The sequence below is a fragment of the Microbacterium tenebrionis genome (genome assembly GCF_903645325.1).
In the GTDB taxonomy this organism is placed as follows: domain Bacteria; phylum Actinomycetota; class Actinomycetes; order Actinomycetales; family Microbacteriaceae; genus Microbacterium; species Microbacterium tenebrionis.
Map to the genome: position 1 here is coordinate 645005 of NZ_CAHJXQ010000001.1, position 16845 is coordinate 661849.

Genomic DNA, 16845 nt, shown 5'->3' on the forward strand with positions numbered 1-16845 from the left:
ATGAACACTGCAACACGCAGCAGCGGACGGACCCTGTGGGTCGCTACCCGTGCGCTGCTGATGTTCACCGTCGTCCTCGGCATCGGCTACACCCTGCTGATCACCGGGATCGGACAACTCGCCTTCCCCGCCCAGGCCAACGGATCATCCCTCACGAACAATGAGGGCGACGTCGTCGGGTCTTCGCTCATCGGCCAGTCCTTCACCGACTCCGACGGCAACCCGTTGCCGGAGTACTTCCAGAGCAGGCCCTCCGCTGCCGGAGACGGCTACGACGGGCGCTCCTCGTCGGGAACGAACTGGGGCCCGGAGAACGAAGACCTGATCGCGGCGATCACCGAGCGTAAGGCTCAGATCGCGGAGTTCAACGGCGTCACCGAGGCCGACGTGCCCGCGGACGCGGTGACCGCGTCGTCGTCGGGACTGGACCCGCACATCAGCCCCGCCTACGCGCAGATCCAGATCGACCGGGTCGCCGACGTGCGCGGGATCCCCGCCGAGCAGGTGCGGGAACTCGTCGCGGCACACACCCAGGGCCCCGACGCCGGGTATTTGGGAGAATCGAGGGTGAACGTTCTGGAACTGAACCTCGCCCTGGACGAGTTGGAGGACTGATCATGCCGAAACGGGGGCAGCTTCGGGTGTTGCTCGGCGCTGCCCCCGGCGTCGGCAAGACCTTCACCATGCTGGAAGAAGGGCGACGCCTCCTCGGGAACGGGAAAGATGTCGTCGTCGGGATCGTGGAAACCCACGGCCGCGCAGCAACAGCGGCGATGACCGCGGGAATCCCGGCCGTACCGCGCACACGCATCGAACATCGCGGGGTTGCCCTCGAGGAGATGGACCTGCAGGCGGTGCTGGACCGTGGCCCCGAGATCGCGCTCGTCGACGAGCTCGCGCACACCAACGCGCCCGGCTCGAAGAACGACAAACGCTGGCAAGACGTCGAAGAACTCCTCGCCGCAGGCATCGACGTCATCTCCACCCTCAACATCCAGCACATCGAATCCCTCAACGACGTCGTCGAACAGATCACCGGCGTCCCGCAACGAGAGACCGTCCCCGACAGCTTCCTCCGCGGTGCGGAACAGATCGAGGTCGTCGACCTCGCCCCGCAAGCGCTCCGCGACCGGCTCAGCGGCGGATTCGTGTACCCGGCCGAACGCATCGACGCGGCCCTGTCGAACTACTTCCGCCTCGGGAACCTCACCGCGCTACGCGAGCTCGCCCTCATTTGGCTCGCGGACGAGGTCGACCAGGCGCTGAAGGGATACCGCAAAGACCACGGCATCGACAGCACCTGGGAAGCCCGCGAACGCGTCGTCGTCGCCCTCACCGGCGGCCCCGAAGGCGAGACGCTGCTGCGCCGCGGCGCGCGGATCGCGGCCCGCTCCGCCGGCGGCGAGCTCATCGCCGTGCACATCACCAGCCAAGACGGGCTCCGCACCGGGAACCCGGCGACCCTTGCCGAACAGCGTGCGCTCGTCGAAAAACTCAACGGCACCTACCATCAGGTCATCGGGGAAGACATCCCCACCGCCCTGGTCGAGTTCGCCCGCTCCGTCAACGCCACCCAGCTCGTCCTCGGCGCCAGCCGCCGCGGACGCGTCACCGCCGCGTTCACCGGACCCGGAATCGGCGCCACCGTCGTCCGCGAATCCGGCGACATCGACGTGCACATGGTCAACCACGCCGCCGCCGGCAAACGCTTCACCCTGCCCCCTCTGACCGGAGCGCTCACCCGCAAACGACGCATCCTCGGCTTCGTCGTCGCGCTCCTGGGCGGGCCCGCGCTTACCGCACTGCTAAGCCTGTTCCGCAGCGAAGACTCGATCACCACCGACGTCCTCAGCTACCAGCTCCTCGTCGTCATCGTCGCGCTCGTCGGCGGCATCTGGCCAGCCCTGTTCGCCGCCGTCCTGTCGGGCATCACACTCGACTTCCTATTCATCGAACCGCTGTACACGATCCACATCCACCAGCCGCATCATCTGCTGTCCCTGATCCTGTACGTCCTCATCGCGAGCCTGGTGAGCTTCGTCGTCGACCGGGCCGCCCGTTACACCCGAGCTGCCCGACGCTCCGCCGCCGAATCCGAACTCATCCAGACCATCGCCGGCAGCGTCCTGCGCGGAGACAACGCGATCCAAGCACTCATCGACCGCACCCGCGAAGCCTTCCAACTCCCCGGCGTGCGGCTAATGCGCGGCGAAGACGTCCTCGCCCGGTCCGGGGAACCGCTGCCCGACAACCATCACGCCAGCCTCCGGATCACCGACGACACCACCCTGGAACTGCACGGCCCCGACCTCGCCGCATCCGAGCAACGCCTCCTTGCCGTCGTCACCGCACAACTCGCCGCAACCCTCGAACACGAGCACCTCACCGAGACAGCGAAACAGATCGAACCGATCGCGGCATCGGACCGGGTGCGCGGTGCGCTCCTGTCCGCGCTCAGTCATGATCTGCGTCGCCCGCTCGCGGCTGCATCCGCCGCGGTCGGTGGGCTGAAAGCGGCGGGACCCGACCTGGCGTCCGCGCAGAAGAGGGAACTGCTCGACACCGCCGAGGAGAGCCTGGGTGCACTCGCGACCCTGGTCACCGATCTCCTCGACGTCAGCAGGCTGCAGGCGGGCGTTCTCACTATCGCGGAGGTCCCGACCGATCCCGCCGAGACCATCGCGCCCGCCCTCGACGAACTCCACCTCGGCCCCACCGACGTGACTCTCGCGCTGAATCACGGTGACGCGGTGGCGCACGCCGACCCGGTCCTCCTCCAACGTGTGCTCGTCAACCTCCTCACCAATGCGCACCGCTACAGCGCGGCCGGCACCCCCATCCACGTCAGCACCAGCACCTTCGGAGACCGTCTCGAAATCCGCATCGTCGACCGCGGACCCGGCATCCCACCCGAGAAACTGGACGATATCTTCCTGCCGTTCCAACGCCTCGGCGACACCGACAACACCACCGGCCTGGGCCTCGGCCTTGCCCTATCTCGCGGATTCATCGAAGCCATGCACGGCACCCTCAACCCCGAAGACACCCCCGGTGGCGGACTCACCATGGTCATCTCCCTCCCCACCATTTCCACGAGCCAGGAGCCGTCATGAAGATCCTCATCGCCGACGATGACCCCCAGATCCTCCGCGCCCTGCGCATCACTCTCACCGCCAAGGGGTACGAGATCTTCACCGCCGCCGACGGCGCCCAAGCGATTACGGCAGCCATCGACCATCACCCGGACATCTTCCTCATCGACCTCGGCATGCCTGAACTCGACGGCATCGAAGTCATCCACGGCATCCGCGGGTGGTCCCAGGCCCCCATCCTTGTCGTGTCCGGCCGCGCCGGCGCCGGCGACAAGGTCGAAGCCCTCGATGCCGGCGCCGACGACTACATCACCAAACCCTTCGCCGTCGAAGAACTCCTCGCTCGCATCCGCGCCCTTACACGGCGTGTTCCCCAAGACGATGCCACGCCCGTGGTGCACCTCGGCAACGTCACCATCGATCTCGCCGCCCACAGCGTCACTCGCGACACCTCCGATGGGCGGAAACAGATCCGACTCACCCCCACCGAGTGGCAGTTCATCGACATCCTCATCCGCAACGCCGGGAAACTCGTCACCCGCCAAACCATCCTCACCACCATCTGGGGCACCGAACACGCCGAAGACACCGGCTATCTTCGCCTCTACATCTCCCAGCTCCGCCGCAAACTCGAAGAAGACCCCAGCAACCCCGCCCACCTGCTCACCGAACCCGGCATGGGCTACCGGCTCGACGGCATGACCACCTAGCTTCAACCCACCCCGCAGCGATGAGCATCACCGACATCATCGGAATCGTCGGCGAAATGCTGTCCTGGATCGGTGCAATCATCGGCATCCCCTTCCTGATCGCAGCGCTCATCATCGCCGCCATCGACGGTCCGCGCACCCCAACGAACGTCACCATCGTCGAGGACCTCGAACAGCAGCAGATCGCGATATGGAGCGCGAAGGAACGCACCTATACGCGCCCCCTCACACCCCGCGATGATCTTCGCGACCACGATTCGACCACCGTCACCGGATACGTTCCCGAACGCCGGCCCGACCGACTCCACCTGCACAAACGCTCCCACCCGGAACGTCTCTGCCGCACCCTCGCAATCACCATGCTCTGCACCGCAGCAGTAGGATTCCTCGCATCTCTCCTCCCGATGGTCTGGTGACCTTACCTCGGCGCAAACTGCACGCAAACTGTTCAACGTGAGGTAGCCGTTAGGGTTCTGGCAAGCGTCATATGAGTACCGTTAGGGGTACTCGATTCTCAGACGCGAGTGCCCTTCGATTGCCAACTATGACTGGCGATGTTCGGTGGGAGGGGCCTACGGAGTCTGCTGGTGTGCCGGTGGCGCCGGTGGCCGCGTTCTCGCCGTTGCTCGCCCGAACGCAAGTCGCGCACGCGCCGGTTGAGCCGATCGCTTTCGATTGCGTCAAGTTCATTGTCATACGGGCGGGTCGGGCTCGACTCTTCAGCGAGTTTGGCGCGCACTTTGTCAGCGTCGGTGATGTTGTTGTTCTGGCGGCGAACACTCTCTGTGGTGCTGAGCCCGATGGGTGGGTAGCGACCACGACGCTCTATCTCGACCGAGACTATGTCATTGATCAAGTGTTTTGGCAGTATGCTTCACGGTTCCAGGAGCGGCTCGACGCGAGCCAGTTCCTCGATACGCATTATGCGGAACCCACCCAGGTTCTGCGCATCGGTAAGCACCGGGCGGGGCTGATGATGCCGTGGCTTGACGAGTTGGCTGCCTTGAGTGTTGAGGGTGTTCCTCCTGATCGTTTCTATCGGGCGCAATCGCTCGTCTCTGCCGTATTCGATGTCTTGGTTCCGTTTCTCGTGGTCGCCAATGAGGGAACCGCTGTCGCGCGGCGAAACGCGTCGGTTCCCACCGTGCCACGTCATCGCCTCTTCCGCCCTGTACGTCCTGAGGTGCTGGATATTGCAAAGTCCTTGCGTGTGGAGTTGGATCGCCACTGGACGGTGACCGAGCTCGCGGCGCGAGCGCATTTGTCGGTGTCTCAGCTGCGTCGAGTTTTCGTCGACGCGTTTGGGAAGTCACCGATCTCGTACCTGACGATGCTCCGTGCCGAACGAATGGCCCACCTCCTGCGCGTGGAGGATGCACCTATCTCGGACATCGCCGCCAGGGTGGGTTGGAACGATCCTGACTTCGCTGCACGTCAGTTCCGCAGGAGCATCGGCGTGTCCCCGTCGGAGTATCGGAGAATCAGCAGTGGTGCTCCGGCACGCTCAAACCCTGACTGAACGCGCGTATGCCCAGGCGAAACGCTCATGTTTTGGTGCTCAGATCGCCAGGGCGCCAGCGGATGATGTAGACCGAGTTTGACCACGTCGGGTTCAGCGCTGCGCCTGGCGGTCGCCAACTTTGCCCGTCGTCCGTCTCGACCTTCGCTGTTCCTCTTGGCGCACCTTCTGGTCGCAGGAGTCATCCGCCGTGTGCGGTGTGACACGCCGGGAGGAGGACACCGATGGCCGCGACCGAAGATCAGCGGGCCGCGCGGGATGCGAAGCTCGACGCGCTGCATGAACGGCTGGCGGCTGCGGTCGGTCAGCTTTCCTCCGGGGACGACTGGCGTCGCGCGCTCGAGTTCGCAGCCCGGTTCCGGTCGCGGTCGTTTGGGAACACGCTGCTGATCTGGGCTCAGCATCTCGACGCTTTCGAGCAGGGGCGGGTGTCGGCGCCGGAGCCGTCGTATGTCGCCGGGTACAAGCAGTGGCAGACACTCGGCCGTCAGGTGGAGAAGGGCCAGCCGGGGTACATGATCTTCGCCCCGGTGACGGGCCGGTTCGCGTCCTCGACCCCGCAGGACTCGTTGTCGTGGCGCCGGCTGGGGCGGTTCGAGAAGCCGAAGCCGGGCGAGGCGGTGCGCTCCCGGATGGTCGGCGCGAAGCCGGCCTATGTCTGGGACGTGTCGCAGACGACGGGTGATCCGATCCCTGAGCGCGCTGCGCCGGTGCTGCTGGAAGGCGCCGCGCCCGAAGGGCTATGGGAGGGCTTGGCCGGCCTGGTGGAAGCGGAAGGATTCGCGGTGCTGCGGGTCGAGCACGCCGGGCTGATCCACGGCGCGAACGGCCTGACCGACTACACGAATCGCACGGTCTCGGTGCGGATGGACATGGACGATGCCGCGCAGGTGAAGACCCTCGCGCACGAGCTCGCGCATGTGCGCCTGCACGGCCCCGACAACCCGGATGCGACACGGCATCGCGGGATCGGGGAGGTGGAGGCGGAGTCGGTGGCATTGATGATCGGCGCCGCGCACGGCATGGACACCAGCTCGTACACGATCCCGTATGTGTCGGGGTGGGCCGGGACGGTGAAGGACAAGGACCCCGCCGAGGTGGTGCAGGCCACAGGCGAGCGGGTCCGCAAGACCGCCGGGGCGATCCTCGATGCCCTCCCGACCGTGCAGCTCGGCGGAGGCGACCCGCCCGGCCTGAACCGCGACGCCCCGCGTACCGAACGCCCTGCGCGGGCGGAGCGGCCTGCGACGGCGGCGCGGGTGGAGCCGGCGCGGGCGTCTCGGGCGGCGGATACCGCGGTGAGGGGCTTGTGATGCGGGCCGCGTCGCTGTTCACCGAGGCCGCGGGCCTGCCGTTGCTTGCGGCCGCGGCACGGTTCGCGGACGCTGGGGTGCCGGTGTTCCCGTGCGTGCCGGACGGCAAGCGCCCCCTGACCGGGCACGGGTTCCACGACGCGAGCACCGATCCCGCCCAGGTGTCGGCGTGGTGGCGACGCTGGCCGGGCGCGAGCATCGCCGTCCCGACGGGTGCACCGTCTGGGCTGGTGGTGGTGGATGTGGACGTGCACGGCCCGGTCGACGGGCGGGCGAGCTTCCGCCGTGCCCGCGACGCCGGACTGGTTGAGGGGTGGGAGTTGCTGGTGCGCACCCCCACGGGTGGCATGCACGCCTACTACCCGGCGACACCGGGCGCCGCACAACGATCCTGGCAGGCTGGGCGCGCGGGAGTCGATTTCCGTGGTGACGGCGGCTACATCATCGTCCCGCCCTCGACCCGACCCATCGGCGGCGCCACGACCGGATACCGCATCGTCCAGGCGGCCCCTGAGCCCGGACGCGAGCTGGACGCGGGCAAGTTGCGGGACTTCCTCGACCCCCGCCCTCCGATCCGCCCTCGTCCGTTCGGCGGGCAGCGGGTGGGTCGGGAGGATGCGGAGCGGTTGGCGCGGTGGCTGGACCGGCAGGACACCGACCGCAATCTCAAACTGTTCTGGGCCTCCTGCCGGTTGGCCGAGGGCGGCGTCCCCCTCGCTGATGCGCTCGATGCGGTACTGACCGCCGCGAAATCGGACTTCGGGCCGCGGGAGATCACCGCGACCGTGCGCTCCGCCTACCGCGCCGTCCACCCCGACCCCTCCCGGCGCGCGACGGCCTCCGCGACGCAGGGCGCGTTACCGGCAGGGGCCGGCTGGTTCGACCGCCGGCCTGGGCCGGCTCGCCCGGCCGTGCCGGGGAGGGGGTTGTGATGGCGACGCAGGCAGGGAGGCGGTGGGCGGTGGTGACCGCGGCGGGCGGGACGGTGTTCATCGCCGCGGGAGCGTTCTGGCTGTCGTTCACCGCTCTGGCGGACCTGGCCCGGCGTTCCGGGATCGAGGCGGGGCAGGCGTGGGCGTGGCCACTGATCGTGGACGGCATCATCGTCGTCGCAACCGTCGCCGTGGTCGCCCTGGCCGGGCACCGGCAGGCCTGGTACCCGTGGGGGCTGCTGGCCGCCGGCGCGGTGGTGTCGGTGACAGCGAACGCGATCCATGCCGTCGTCGCCGCCGACGCCGACGTGCCGGCCGTGCTCGCCGCGTCCGTCGCGGCGGTGCCCCCGCTGGTGCTGCTGGCGATCACCCACCTCACCGTCATCCTCACCCGCCCCACCCGGACGCCTGTATCCGATCTGTCTACCGAGCGGCCGACAGCGCCTGTGGCCGACTCGGGCCAGGCGGTGGTGGCGTCCGTCCCTGTGGCGACGGTGGCGGTCTCGCGGGGTGCGGGGCGTGAGGCGGCGGTGCTGCTGCGGGAGGCGGAGGGGTGGTCGAACAAGCAGATCGCCCGGCACTTGGGCGTGCACCCGTCCACGGTGGGCCGGTGGTTCGCCCGGCCGGCGCTGACCGGCCCCGACTCGGAGGAGGAGACATGAACGACGACAACCAGAACCTCGCCACGCACGATCAGCCCCCTGCGCTCTTCCGCGACGGTCACCGGGATGAGTCTGCGGCGGCGACCGAGGAGCCGCGTCGAGGAGGGGACGGGGAGGTGTCGGAGCTGGCCCGGCACGGCGACCCGTCCGTGACGAAGCCGAAGGCCGACGTGGAGGCGGGGAGGCGACGGTCGGGGGTGGAGTGGGTGCGGCCCACTGATCTGCTGGCTGCGCGGACGGGCAGAGTGGCCGGGCAGGGCATCGACTTCCATGCCGAGCTCGCCCGCCGCACCCGCCAAGCACCCGGACAGGCCTACCCGGGGGTGCGCACCGTCGCCCGCTCCGGGGCACGGGCGGTCAGCGAGCGGGCGCGTCGCCTGCCGCCGGTGACCGTTCGGTCGCGGCGGGAGCGCCCGGCACTCGTGGGTGTCGCGGTCCGGAATCGGGTTGGGGTGAGCCGGCGATGCACAAATCCCGAAAACCGAGGTACCCGATCACGGGTGGGAGTCCCGTGCACCTGCTGTGCAGGAGGTGCTGTGATGACACCGGAAAGCACCCGCGAACAGCGGGCGAGATTCGAGGACTCGGAGGCGCTGCGCGCGCTCTTGAACCGGCTGCACGAGGCGGGCACGGGCGCGTGGCGGCACGACCCGGAGGCCGCCTTGCTGATGCGGCATGCCGCCGACAAGTACGCCGCGCTCGCGAAGAAGCACGGCCTGGACCCGTGGGAGGCTGCCTCGGCCGCGTTCGAGGCCATGCGGGGAGCGGCGACCCGCCGGGCGGATGACCCGTGGGCGGTGGTCACCCGCGCGGTGCAGGTGACCTGCATCGGCGAGGAACGCGGTGATCGGGAGAACCCGCTGCCCGACTACCACCCCGCCTTCCATATCGCCCCCTTCGCCGACACCGACGAGGAGCAGGACGGCGATGAGGTGGTACCGGAGCGTACGGTGAACGTCACCGTCGCGGTGGAGGACACCATCGCGCTGCTTTCCTGGGTGGGCTGGGAGCCGGTGACGGCGCGGGCGGCGGTGGAGTACATCACCGGCCGGCTTGCGGAGTCTGTCTCGCGGGCGTCGGCGTTCGAGACGCTGCGCCGTGACCGGCAGGCCCGCGCCCTGCTGGATATTCCCGGCTCGTCGTGGACGACGCTGCTGCGGATCGTGCTCGGCCACCCCGACCCTGCCCTGTCCGGCACCAACACCGGGCGCGGCCTGTTGCTGCGGCTGCTGAACGGCGAACCCCTCCGCGCGCTGCTGCGCGACGACGACCTCGTGCTCACCGCAGGGCTTGCCGCCCCCGACACCGGGGGCGATCTGCCATGAGCACCCCGCCGGGCGGCCACATCGAGCTGGAACGGGCCGTGGATTCCATCGGCGTCGGGTCCCGGCACCGGCAGGACTACGGCGACCTGGCACCGCTGGTCGAGTCGATCCGCCGCAATGGGCTGCTGCAACCGATCACGATCACCCTCGGCGGGCACCTGATCTGCGGTGCCCGCCGCCTGGCGGCGATCCGGCAGCTCGGGTGGAAGACCGTCAACGTGTGGGTCCGGTCCGGGGTGTCCGACCGGCTCGGGCAGCTTCTGGCCGAGCAGGACGACAACCTGCTGCACAAACCGCTCACCCAGCTCGAAGCCGCCGCCCTCTACCGGGAGCTCAAAGTCCTCCTGACCGAAGGGGCCACGCTGCGACAGGAGGCCACCCGGTTCCAGGCCGCCGACGCAGGCGGGGAGGACGGTGCCGTTAACTTAACGGCACCGTGGGAGGGTTCCGGGGAGGCGGCGGTGCAAGCCGCGCAGATGGTCACCGGCCGCGACTCCCACACCACGATGGAACGCATCGTGCGCCTCGAAGACCTCGCCGCCGACCCCGCCCAGCCCGACGCTGTCCGGCAGCGTGCGGCGGAGGAAGTGGAGCGGATCAGAGCCGGCGGGAAGGTCTACCCCGCCCACCTGCGCATGAACGCGGAACTGTCCCTCGCCGAGCTCGACCAGCTCGCCGCCGACCCCACCCAGCCGTCCGAGCTGCGCGAGCAGGCACGGGCGGAGGCCGCCGGCGTCCGGGCAGCGGAACGGGACGCTCGCGCCGTGGAGCTGGAGCACCTCGCCAAAGACGCGCTCGCCCGCGTGCAAGCGGCGAAGAAGACCGGCCGCAACCCCCGCCCCCGACTGACGGCGGTCGAACCGGGCGAGGCGGTGCCATACCCGCTGACCGTCTTCCTCGCGATCTGGGACGACCTCGCGAACTGGTGGGCGCACCACGACCCCGCCGAGGTCGGCCCGGCGCTCACCGACGAGCAATGGTCGCGGTTCGAGGACACCATCGCCGGGACCGTCGCGTTCGCCGACGCCGCACGCGCGTCCCGGCAGGCCGAGCGCCGCGCGAACACATCGCCTAACCGTCGCCGCCCTGGCCGGCGCCGATGTGATCGGCCTTCGGGGTGGCGGGGTGCACCTTCCTGGCGACCACTTCTGTCGCCTTCTGGGAGGAGCCCGCATGGACCCCACCGCCCCTGCCGATGATCGTCGCCGCCGCCGTGTGCTGATCGCCCTGATCGCCGCAGGGCTCGTCCTCGCCCTGCTGGTCGGTGTCGGCATCTACGGGCTGCTGCGCGGCCCCGCACCCCGCACCGAACCCGCCCCCACCGGCACACAGGCCCCGACCATCACGGCCCCGCCAACCGGAACCTCCCCGGCCGGGCCAGCGCCCGTGTCACAGCTCGGCGGGCCGGAGGCGTTCGCCCGGCAGGTCGCCCAGGCACTGTTCGGCTGGGACACCACCAGCGGGTACGGGCCGGCCGACTACGCCCAGGTCATCGTGGATGTCGCCGCCGGCGAGGAGGCGGACGCGCTGGCCGGCGATGTCCGCGCCTACCTGCCCGGCGCGGAGGCGTGGGCGCAGCTCCGGCAGCACCAGACCCGCCAGTGGCTGACCATCGACACCGCCACGATCCCGGAGGCGTGGGTGACCGCGACCTCGCAGGCAGCACCCGGCCAGATTCCCGAAGGCGCCGTTGCATACACCATCGAGGGGACCCGGCACCGGGACGGCACCTGGGGCACCGAACCCGTCGAGGCCTCCCGCCCGGTCGTCTTCACGGTGTTCATCGTCTGTACCCCGGTCGTCGCCAACCGAGGGATCACCGGCACGCACTGTGAGCTGCTGCGGCTGTCCCAGCTCGACAACCCCCTGCGATAGACGGCGGTGTCCTGATGTGGAAGAAACTCGCCGCCGCCGCGGTGGCCCTGCTGTTCCTGGCCCCCTCGGTCGTGCTCGTCGGGGTCGCCGCGGTGGTCAACCCGGCGATGACCGCCTGCGCGCCGGGATCGCTGATCGTCGGCCCGATCCCGGACTCCCTGACCGCCACCACCCGCAACGGGGAGACCGTCACCCTGAACAAGACGCAGCTCACTCACGCGGCGACGATCATCGCCACAGGCTCCCAGACCGCCGGGGTGGGCCGGCCCGGCGTGGTGATCGCGCTGATGGCCGCGCTTACCGAATCGCACCTGCGGATGCTCGCCAATACCGGCACCTACCCCGAATCGGCGGACTACCCGAACGACGGCAACGGCAGTGACCACGACAGCCTGGGTCTGTTCCAGATGCGCCCGCAATCCGGCTGGGGCACCGTCGCCGACCTCATGGACCCGACCTATCAGGCGCGCGCTTTCTATGGCGGACCCACCGGCCCCAACTACCCGAGCCCCAGAGGGCTGCTCGACATCCCCGGCTGGCAGCAACTCGACCCCGGTGAGGCCGCGCAGGCCGTCGAGGTCTCCGCGTACCCGGACAGGTATCAGAACTATCAGCCGGTCGCCGAAGCGATCCTCGCCGCACTCACCCGCCCCGCACCCACCGGGGCCGGCGGTGATCCGGTGGTGCCGGAGACCACCCGCATCGTGTTTTCACTGCCCGAAGGGACGTGGGTGGACACCGGCAGTTTCGGGTGGCGCACCGACCCGTTCACCGGGGAACGCGCCTTCCACGCAGGCTCCGACCTCGCCGCCGCAGACGGCACCCCGATCCTCGCCATCGCCGACGGGGTGGTCGTGCACGCAGGGTTCAGTGGCGGGTTCGGCGGGCTGGTCATCATCGAGCACACCGTGCGAGGTGAGCGGGTCGCGTCGTACTACGCGCACATGTGGGAGACCGGCATCCACGTCGCCGAAGGGCAGAGCGTGACCGCGGGACAGCACATCGGCGATGTCGGCTCCTCCGGCCGCTCCACCGGACCCCACCTGCACCTGGAAATGCACCCCGGCGGGCGCGGTTCCGACCCGGTGGACGCCACCGCCTGGCTCGCCGAGCACGGCGCAGAAGGCGTCACCGGCGGGGACACCGCCCTCGCCGGCTGCACCACGACAGGGGGTGCGTGATGGATGTGTTCCCCGATTTCGGCGGCGTCGGTGGCGCCTCAGACCTGCGCGCCATCGTGGGCGCCCTGTTGATGTTCGTGCTGATCGTTGCGGTGCTGATGCTGATCGTCTGCGCCATCGTGTGGGCGATCGCATCCAGCAGTGGCAACTACCAGGCCGCCACCAAAGCCCGCACCGGCCTGTTCGTCTCCCTCGGCGCCGCTGCCCTGGCCGGTGCCGGGGTTGCGTGGGTCAACTTCCTCCTCGGCGTCGGCGAACAGCTCTGACCGCGATGCGGCCGATCAGTCCGAGGCGGGCCGGGTTCGGCGGGCGATGATCGCCCCGTGCGGCCGGGCGCCGGGGTCCGTGCGCGTGTGCCGCGCGGTCACTGTGAACCCGGCCTCCTCGACCCTTTCTGCGAGCGCGTCGACGGGCCAGACGTACGCGGTGGTCACCGTGTGATCGAACGTCGCGACCACCGGGCCGTCGAAGAATCCGAGCGTGAGCGATCCGTCCAGGGTGAGGGCGCGGGCGAACCCGCCGAGCACGGCCGGGACACGGGCGGGGTCGGTGTGGATGAGTGAGTACCAGGCCAGGATGCCGCCGAGACCGGCGTCCGCGACGTGCAGATGCTCGGCCTGTCCGACACGGAACGGGACACCCGGATAGGTCGCCGTGGCGTGGTCGATGAACGCCGGCACCGGGTCGACGCCCTCGATGTCGTGACCTCGTTGGTGCAGCCAGGCCGTCCAGTGTCCCGGCCCGCACCCGACATCGAGGATCAGGCCGGGGACGTCCTCCGCCCATGCGCCGATTAGTTTCCGGTCCTGCTCGGCCGTGGCCTCGATGAACCCCAGGGCGTCGATGTACTCGCCCGCACGCTTCGCATACGCGGCCACCACTCGACTCACCACCACCTCTCCACGATACGAGCCACCGGCCGCGCTGCACGGATGCCGCCACGGGGTGATCGGGCGCACCTGACCGTCGAGAACACGTCCCCGTGAACAGTCAGGAGCATCCTCGTGATCGACATCGACCCCAACAGCTCAGGTCTCCCCGGTATCGAGCAACTGCGCATCATCGTCGGTGCGGTGATGACCGTGGGCCTGATCCTCTCCGTCCTCGCGCTGATCGTCTCGGCGATCGTGTGGGGCTTCGGCGCCAACTCCTCTAACCCGCACCTCGCCAGCCGGGGCAAGGTCGGTGTGCTCGTGTCGTGTGGGGCGGCGATCATATGCGGTGCCGCGGTGACCCTCATCAACTTCTTCTGGGGCGTCGGGCAGGCCGTCTGATGACCACTCCGACAACGCGCCGCCTGTGGGGGTGGGTGCGGTGAGTATCTGCGATGTCCCGGTCATCTCCTCCGTGTGCGACGCGGTCGGTGAGGGCACCGCGTCGCTGATCGCGGCGCCGTTCGACTGGCTCGGGCAGGCGATGGCCGGTGCTGCGGCGTGGCTGTTCGAGGCGGTGTGGTGGGTGTTCGACACCACCACGCTCGTCGATGTCACCAGCCCGGAGTACATCGGTGTCTATAACGTGCTGTTCGGCGTCGCGATCTTCGTGATGCTCGTGTTCTTCTGCCTCCAGCTCATCACCGGCCTCATCCACCGCGACCCGACCGCCCTGTCCCGTGCCGCGCTGGGCCTCGCCAAGAGCGTGCTCGGGTCGTTCCTGGTCATCACGCTGACCGCGCTACTGCTGGAAATCACCGACCAGCTCGCGGTCGGGATCGTTCAGGCCACCGGGAACACGATGGAAGGAATGGGAACCCAGATCGGGCTCCTCGCCACCGGGCTCGCCGGGATCAACATCGCCGCCCCCGGCGTCGGCGCGATCCTGACCATCTTCCTCGCCGGTCTCGCCATCAGCGCAGCCGCGATCGTGTGGTTCTCCCTGCTGATCCGCAAAGCCCTCCTGCTGGTCGCGATCGTGTTCGGACCCATCGCCCTCGCCGGGGCGACCTGGGATGCGACCAAGGGATGGTTCGCCAAGTGGGCGGCCTTCGTGATCGCCCTCATCTTCAGCAAGCTGGTGCTGGTCGTCATCTTCCTCGTCGCCATCGGCCAGGTGTCCGCCCCGATCGAGGCAGACCTCGCCTCGATCAGTGATCCGATCGCGGGGGTGGTGCTGATGTTCATCGCCGCGTTCGCCCCGTACATCACCTACAAGTTCCTCTCGTTCGTCGGCTTCGACATGTACCACGCCATGTCCAGCGAGCAGGAGGCGAAGTCGGCGCTGAACCGGCCCGTCCCCGTCCCATCCGCCCCGCAGGGCGACACCGCCAAGAAAGTCCTCGACGGCGGCAACACCGGCACCAGCGCCAGCGGTGCCGGTGGAGGTGGAGGCGGAGCGGCCCCGAAGGGTGCCGCCGGGACCACGGCCGGCGCGGGAACGGCCGGGACCGCCGCAGGCACAACCGCCGCATCGGGCGGAGCAAGTGCCGGAGCCGGCGCGGGCGCCGGCACTGCGGGTGCGGGTGCTGCGGGGCTGGGGCGGCGGCCGGTCCGGTCGGTGCGGCCGTGGTCGTCGGGGGCGCGGTTGTCAAGGGCGCCGCGACCGCCGGGCCGAAGGCCGGGACCGCCGTCGGCGGAGCCGCCGAGGGCCACGCCGGGGCAGCGAGCGGAGCAGGCCGCCCCTCCGCCGGTCCCTCCCGCCACCGCGAACCCCGCCCCGACCGTCCCGGCGGCAGTCCCCGTCGGGGTCGGTGCCGCGCCGTTCCCAGCCGGCCCCGCCGCCGTCGACCAAGCCTGCCGCTTCTGGGAAGGAGTGACCCCTGATGGTCACCACGACGCATGCTGATTACCCGCTCGCTCCGGTGCAGTTCTCTCGTCTCGCTCGCCGCGGAATCTTGCTGGGACTGTCGTTGCCGCAACTGATCGTCCTCGGCATCGCGATTCTCACCGTCGTTGCCTCTCTCTACGCGGCAGGCGGTATGGGTATGGCCTGGACCTCCCCGGTCTGGGCCGGCGCTGCGCTTCTCGCGGTCATCCCCGCCGGCGGGCGGAAGGTGATCGAGTGGGTGCCCATCCTTGCCCGCTGGGCGGCGCGGACCTATCTCGGACAACTCATCCACCGCCGCCGAGTCATCGCCCCGCGCCCAGCCGGAACCCTCGCCCTGCCCGGAGATGCCGCGTCCCTGCGGGAGTGGGAGGACCCGGAGACCGGGGCGGGCATGATCCACGACCCCCACGCCCAGACATTGACGGTGATCCTCGGCGTCTCCCATCCCGCGTTCGTGCTCCTGGACCCCGGAGAGCAGCAGCACCGCGTTGCCGGGTGGGGGCGCGTGCTGGCCGCCGCGTGTCGGTCGGGGCGGATCGCGCGGATTCAGGTGTCCGAACGGACCCTGCCCGACTCCGGGACGGGGCTGGCGGAGTGGTGGGCCACGCACGGCACCGACGACGGGTCGTGGGCTGCGACCACCTACGCCGAGCTCATCGACCGGGCCGGTCCCGCCGGGGAACGCCACGCCACCACCATCAGCCTCGCCCTGGACATGAAAGCGGCTGCCCGGCAGATCAGGACCGCCGGCGGCGGGATACGCGGAGCCGCCGCGGTGCTGCGGCAGGAGATGACCACGCTGACCACGGCACTGCGGGCCGCGGAGCTGTCCAGCACGGGGTGGCTCACCCCGGGCGAGGTCGCTGTCATCCTCCGCTCCGCGTACGACCCCGCCGCCGCTCCCGCCCTGGAACGCCACGGCACTCTGGGTCGTGACCTCGCCACGGCCGGCCCGGTCGCGGTCACCGAGACGTGGGAGCGGCTGCGGTCGGACAGCGCCCACCATGCGGTGCTGTGGATCACCGAGTGGCCCCGCTCCCAGGTCTATCCGGGTTTCCTGGCCCCGCTCGTGCTCACCGGCGGCATCCTGCGCACCCTCTCCCTGCACTACACCCCGGTCCGCGCCGATCAGGCCGCCCGGGACCTGCGGAAGAAGAAGACCGAACTCATCAGCGATGCCGCCCAGCGTCGCAAGATCGGGCAGATCGAAGACGCGGGCGCGTCCGCCGAGTTGGACGACGTGCTCCAGCAGGAGGCCGACCTGACCGCCGGACATGGCGTCCTGCGTGTCACCGGCCTCATCAGCATCTCTGCACCCACCGTCGATGAGCTCGACGCCGCGGTCGCCGCGGTCGAGCAGTCCGCGATCCAAGCGTCCTGCGAGACCCGCCGACTTGTCGGCCAGCAAGCCCAGGCGTTCACCGCCGCCGCGCTGCCGCTGTGCCGAAACGTCTGACCACACCCACCATCCGC

General features: G+C 69.6%; 17 protein-coding genes. 16 read left to right on the forward strand and 1 reads right to left on the reverse strand.

Annotation, left to right across the window (positions count from 1 at the left end):
- From kdpC to HWX58_RS03310, 13 genes are all read left to right on the forward strand, one after another.
- A complete protein-coding gene (gene kdpC / locus HWX58_RS03250; RefSeq protein ID WP_062764905.1) occupies window positions 1-615 on the forward strand; it encodes a potassium-transporting ATPase subunit KdpC in 615 nt (204 codons plus the stop codon).
- A gap of 2 nt (window positions 616-617) precedes the next feature.
- Window positions 618-3113, forward strand: a complete 2496-nt coding sequence (locus tag HWX58_RS03255) for an ATP-binding protein (protein ID WP_062764902.1) — start codon at window positions 618-620, stop codon at window positions 3111-3113.
- Window positions 3110-3802, forward strand: a complete 693-nt coding sequence (locus tag HWX58_RS03260; protein ID WP_062764898.1) for a response regulator — start codon at window positions 3110-3112, stop codon at window positions 3800-3802. Before HWX58_RS03255 ends, HWX58_RS03260 begins: the two co-directional genes overlap by 4 nt.
- A 20-nt stretch (window positions 3803-3822) precedes the next feature.
- Complete coding sequence (locus HWX58_RS03265) at window positions 3823-4218, forward strand: hypothetical protein (RefSeq protein WP_062764895.1); 396 nt, start codon at window positions 3823-3825, stop codon at window positions 4216-4218.
- A gap of 173 nt (window positions 4219-4391) precedes the next feature.
- On the forward strand, window positions 4392-5321 hold the full coding sequence (locus HWX58_RS03270; RefSeq protein WP_250646062.1) for a helix-turn-helix transcriptional regulator: 930 nt from the start codon (window positions 4392-4394) through the stop codon (window positions 5319-5321).
- A gap of 224 nt (window positions 5322-5545) precedes the next feature.
- Complete coding sequence (locus HWX58_RS03275; protein WP_062764889.1) at window positions 5546-6634, forward strand: ArdC-like ssDNA-binding domain-containing protein; 1089 nt, start codon at window positions 5546-5548, stop codon at window positions 6632-6634.
- A complete protein-coding gene (locus tag HWX58_RS03280; RefSeq protein WP_062764886.1) occupies window positions 6634-7566 on the forward strand; it encodes a bifunctional DNA primase/polymerase in 933 nt (310 codons plus the stop codon). Before HWX58_RS03275 ends, HWX58_RS03280 begins: the two co-directional genes overlap by 1 nt.
- Window positions 7566-8228, forward strand: coding sequence for a DUF2637 domain-containing protein (locus tag HWX58_RS03285; RefSeq protein WP_062764883.1), 663 nt, complete (start codon window positions 7566-7568; stop codon window positions 8226-8228). The genes HWX58_RS03280 and HWX58_RS03285 overlap by 1 nt, the downstream gene beginning before the upstream one ends.
- A 539-nt stretch (window positions 8229-8767) precedes the next feature.
- Complete coding sequence (locus tag HWX58_RS03290; RefSeq protein WP_175985651.1) at window positions 8768-9553, forward strand: hypothetical protein; 786 nt, start codon at window positions 8768-8770, stop codon at window positions 9551-9553.
- Complete coding sequence (locus tag HWX58_RS03295) at window positions 9550-10752, forward strand: ParB/RepB/Spo0J family partition protein (RefSeq protein WP_175985597.1); 1203 nt, start codon at window positions 9550-9552, stop codon at window positions 10750-10752. Before HWX58_RS03290 ends, HWX58_RS03295 begins: the two co-directional genes overlap by 4 nt.
- Window positions 10727-11428 carry a hypothetical protein gene (locus HWX58_RS03300; RefSeq protein ID WP_175985598.1) on the forward strand — a complete coding sequence of 234 codons (702 nt, stop codon included), beginning with the start codon at window positions 10727-10729 and terminating at the stop codon, window positions 11426-11428. Before HWX58_RS03295 ends, HWX58_RS03300 begins: the two co-directional genes overlap by 26 nt.
- Before the next feature lie 14 nt (window positions 11429-11442).
- The gene (locus HWX58_RS03305) at window positions 11443-12609 is read left to right on the forward strand and encodes a M23 family metallopeptidase (protein ID WP_062764866.1); all 1167 of its coding nucleotides are present in this window, start codon (window positions 11443-11445) and stop codon (window positions 12607-12609) included.
- Window positions 12609-12875, forward strand: a complete 267-nt coding sequence (locus HWX58_RS03310) for a DUF6112 family protein (protein ID WP_062764863.1) — start codon at window positions 12609-12611, stop codon at window positions 12873-12875. Before HWX58_RS03305 ends, HWX58_RS03310 begins: the two co-directional genes overlap by 1 nt.
- A 15-nt stretch (window positions 12876-12890) precedes the next feature.
- Here the strand turns inward: HWX58_RS03310 and HWX58_RS03315 are convergent, their stop codons facing one another.
- Window positions 12891-13505: a class I SAM-dependent methyltransferase gene (locus HWX58_RS03315; protein ID WP_082758355.1), complete on the reverse strand. Its 615-nt coding sequence runs from the start codon at window positions 13503-13505 to the stop codon at window positions 12891-12893.
- A 108-nt stretch (window positions 13506-13613) separates the two neighbouring features.
- Between HWX58_RS03315 and HWX58_RS03320 the strand changes: the two genes are divergently transcribed.
- The 3 genes from HWX58_RS03320 to HWX58_RS03330 are packed head-to-tail and all read left to right on the forward strand — an operon-like array spanning window position 13614 to window position 16828.
- Window positions 13614-13883, forward strand: coding sequence for a DUF6112 family protein (locus HWX58_RS03320; protein WP_062764860.1), 270 nt, complete (start codon window positions 13614-13616; stop codon window positions 13881-13883).
- 40 nt (window positions 13884-13923) lie between these two features.
- Entirely contained in the window at window positions 13924-15390 is a 1467-nt protein-coding gene (locus HWX58_RS03325) for a TrbL/VirB6 family protein (protein ID WP_438268234.1), read from the forward strand.
- Window positions 15368-16828, forward strand: coding sequence for an SCO6880 family protein (locus HWX58_RS03330; RefSeq protein ID WP_062764857.1), 1461 nt, complete (start codon window positions 15368-15370; stop codon window positions 16826-16828). Before HWX58_RS03325 ends, HWX58_RS03330 begins: the two co-directional genes overlap by 23 nt.
- Window positions 16829-16845 lie beyond the last annotated feature (17 nt).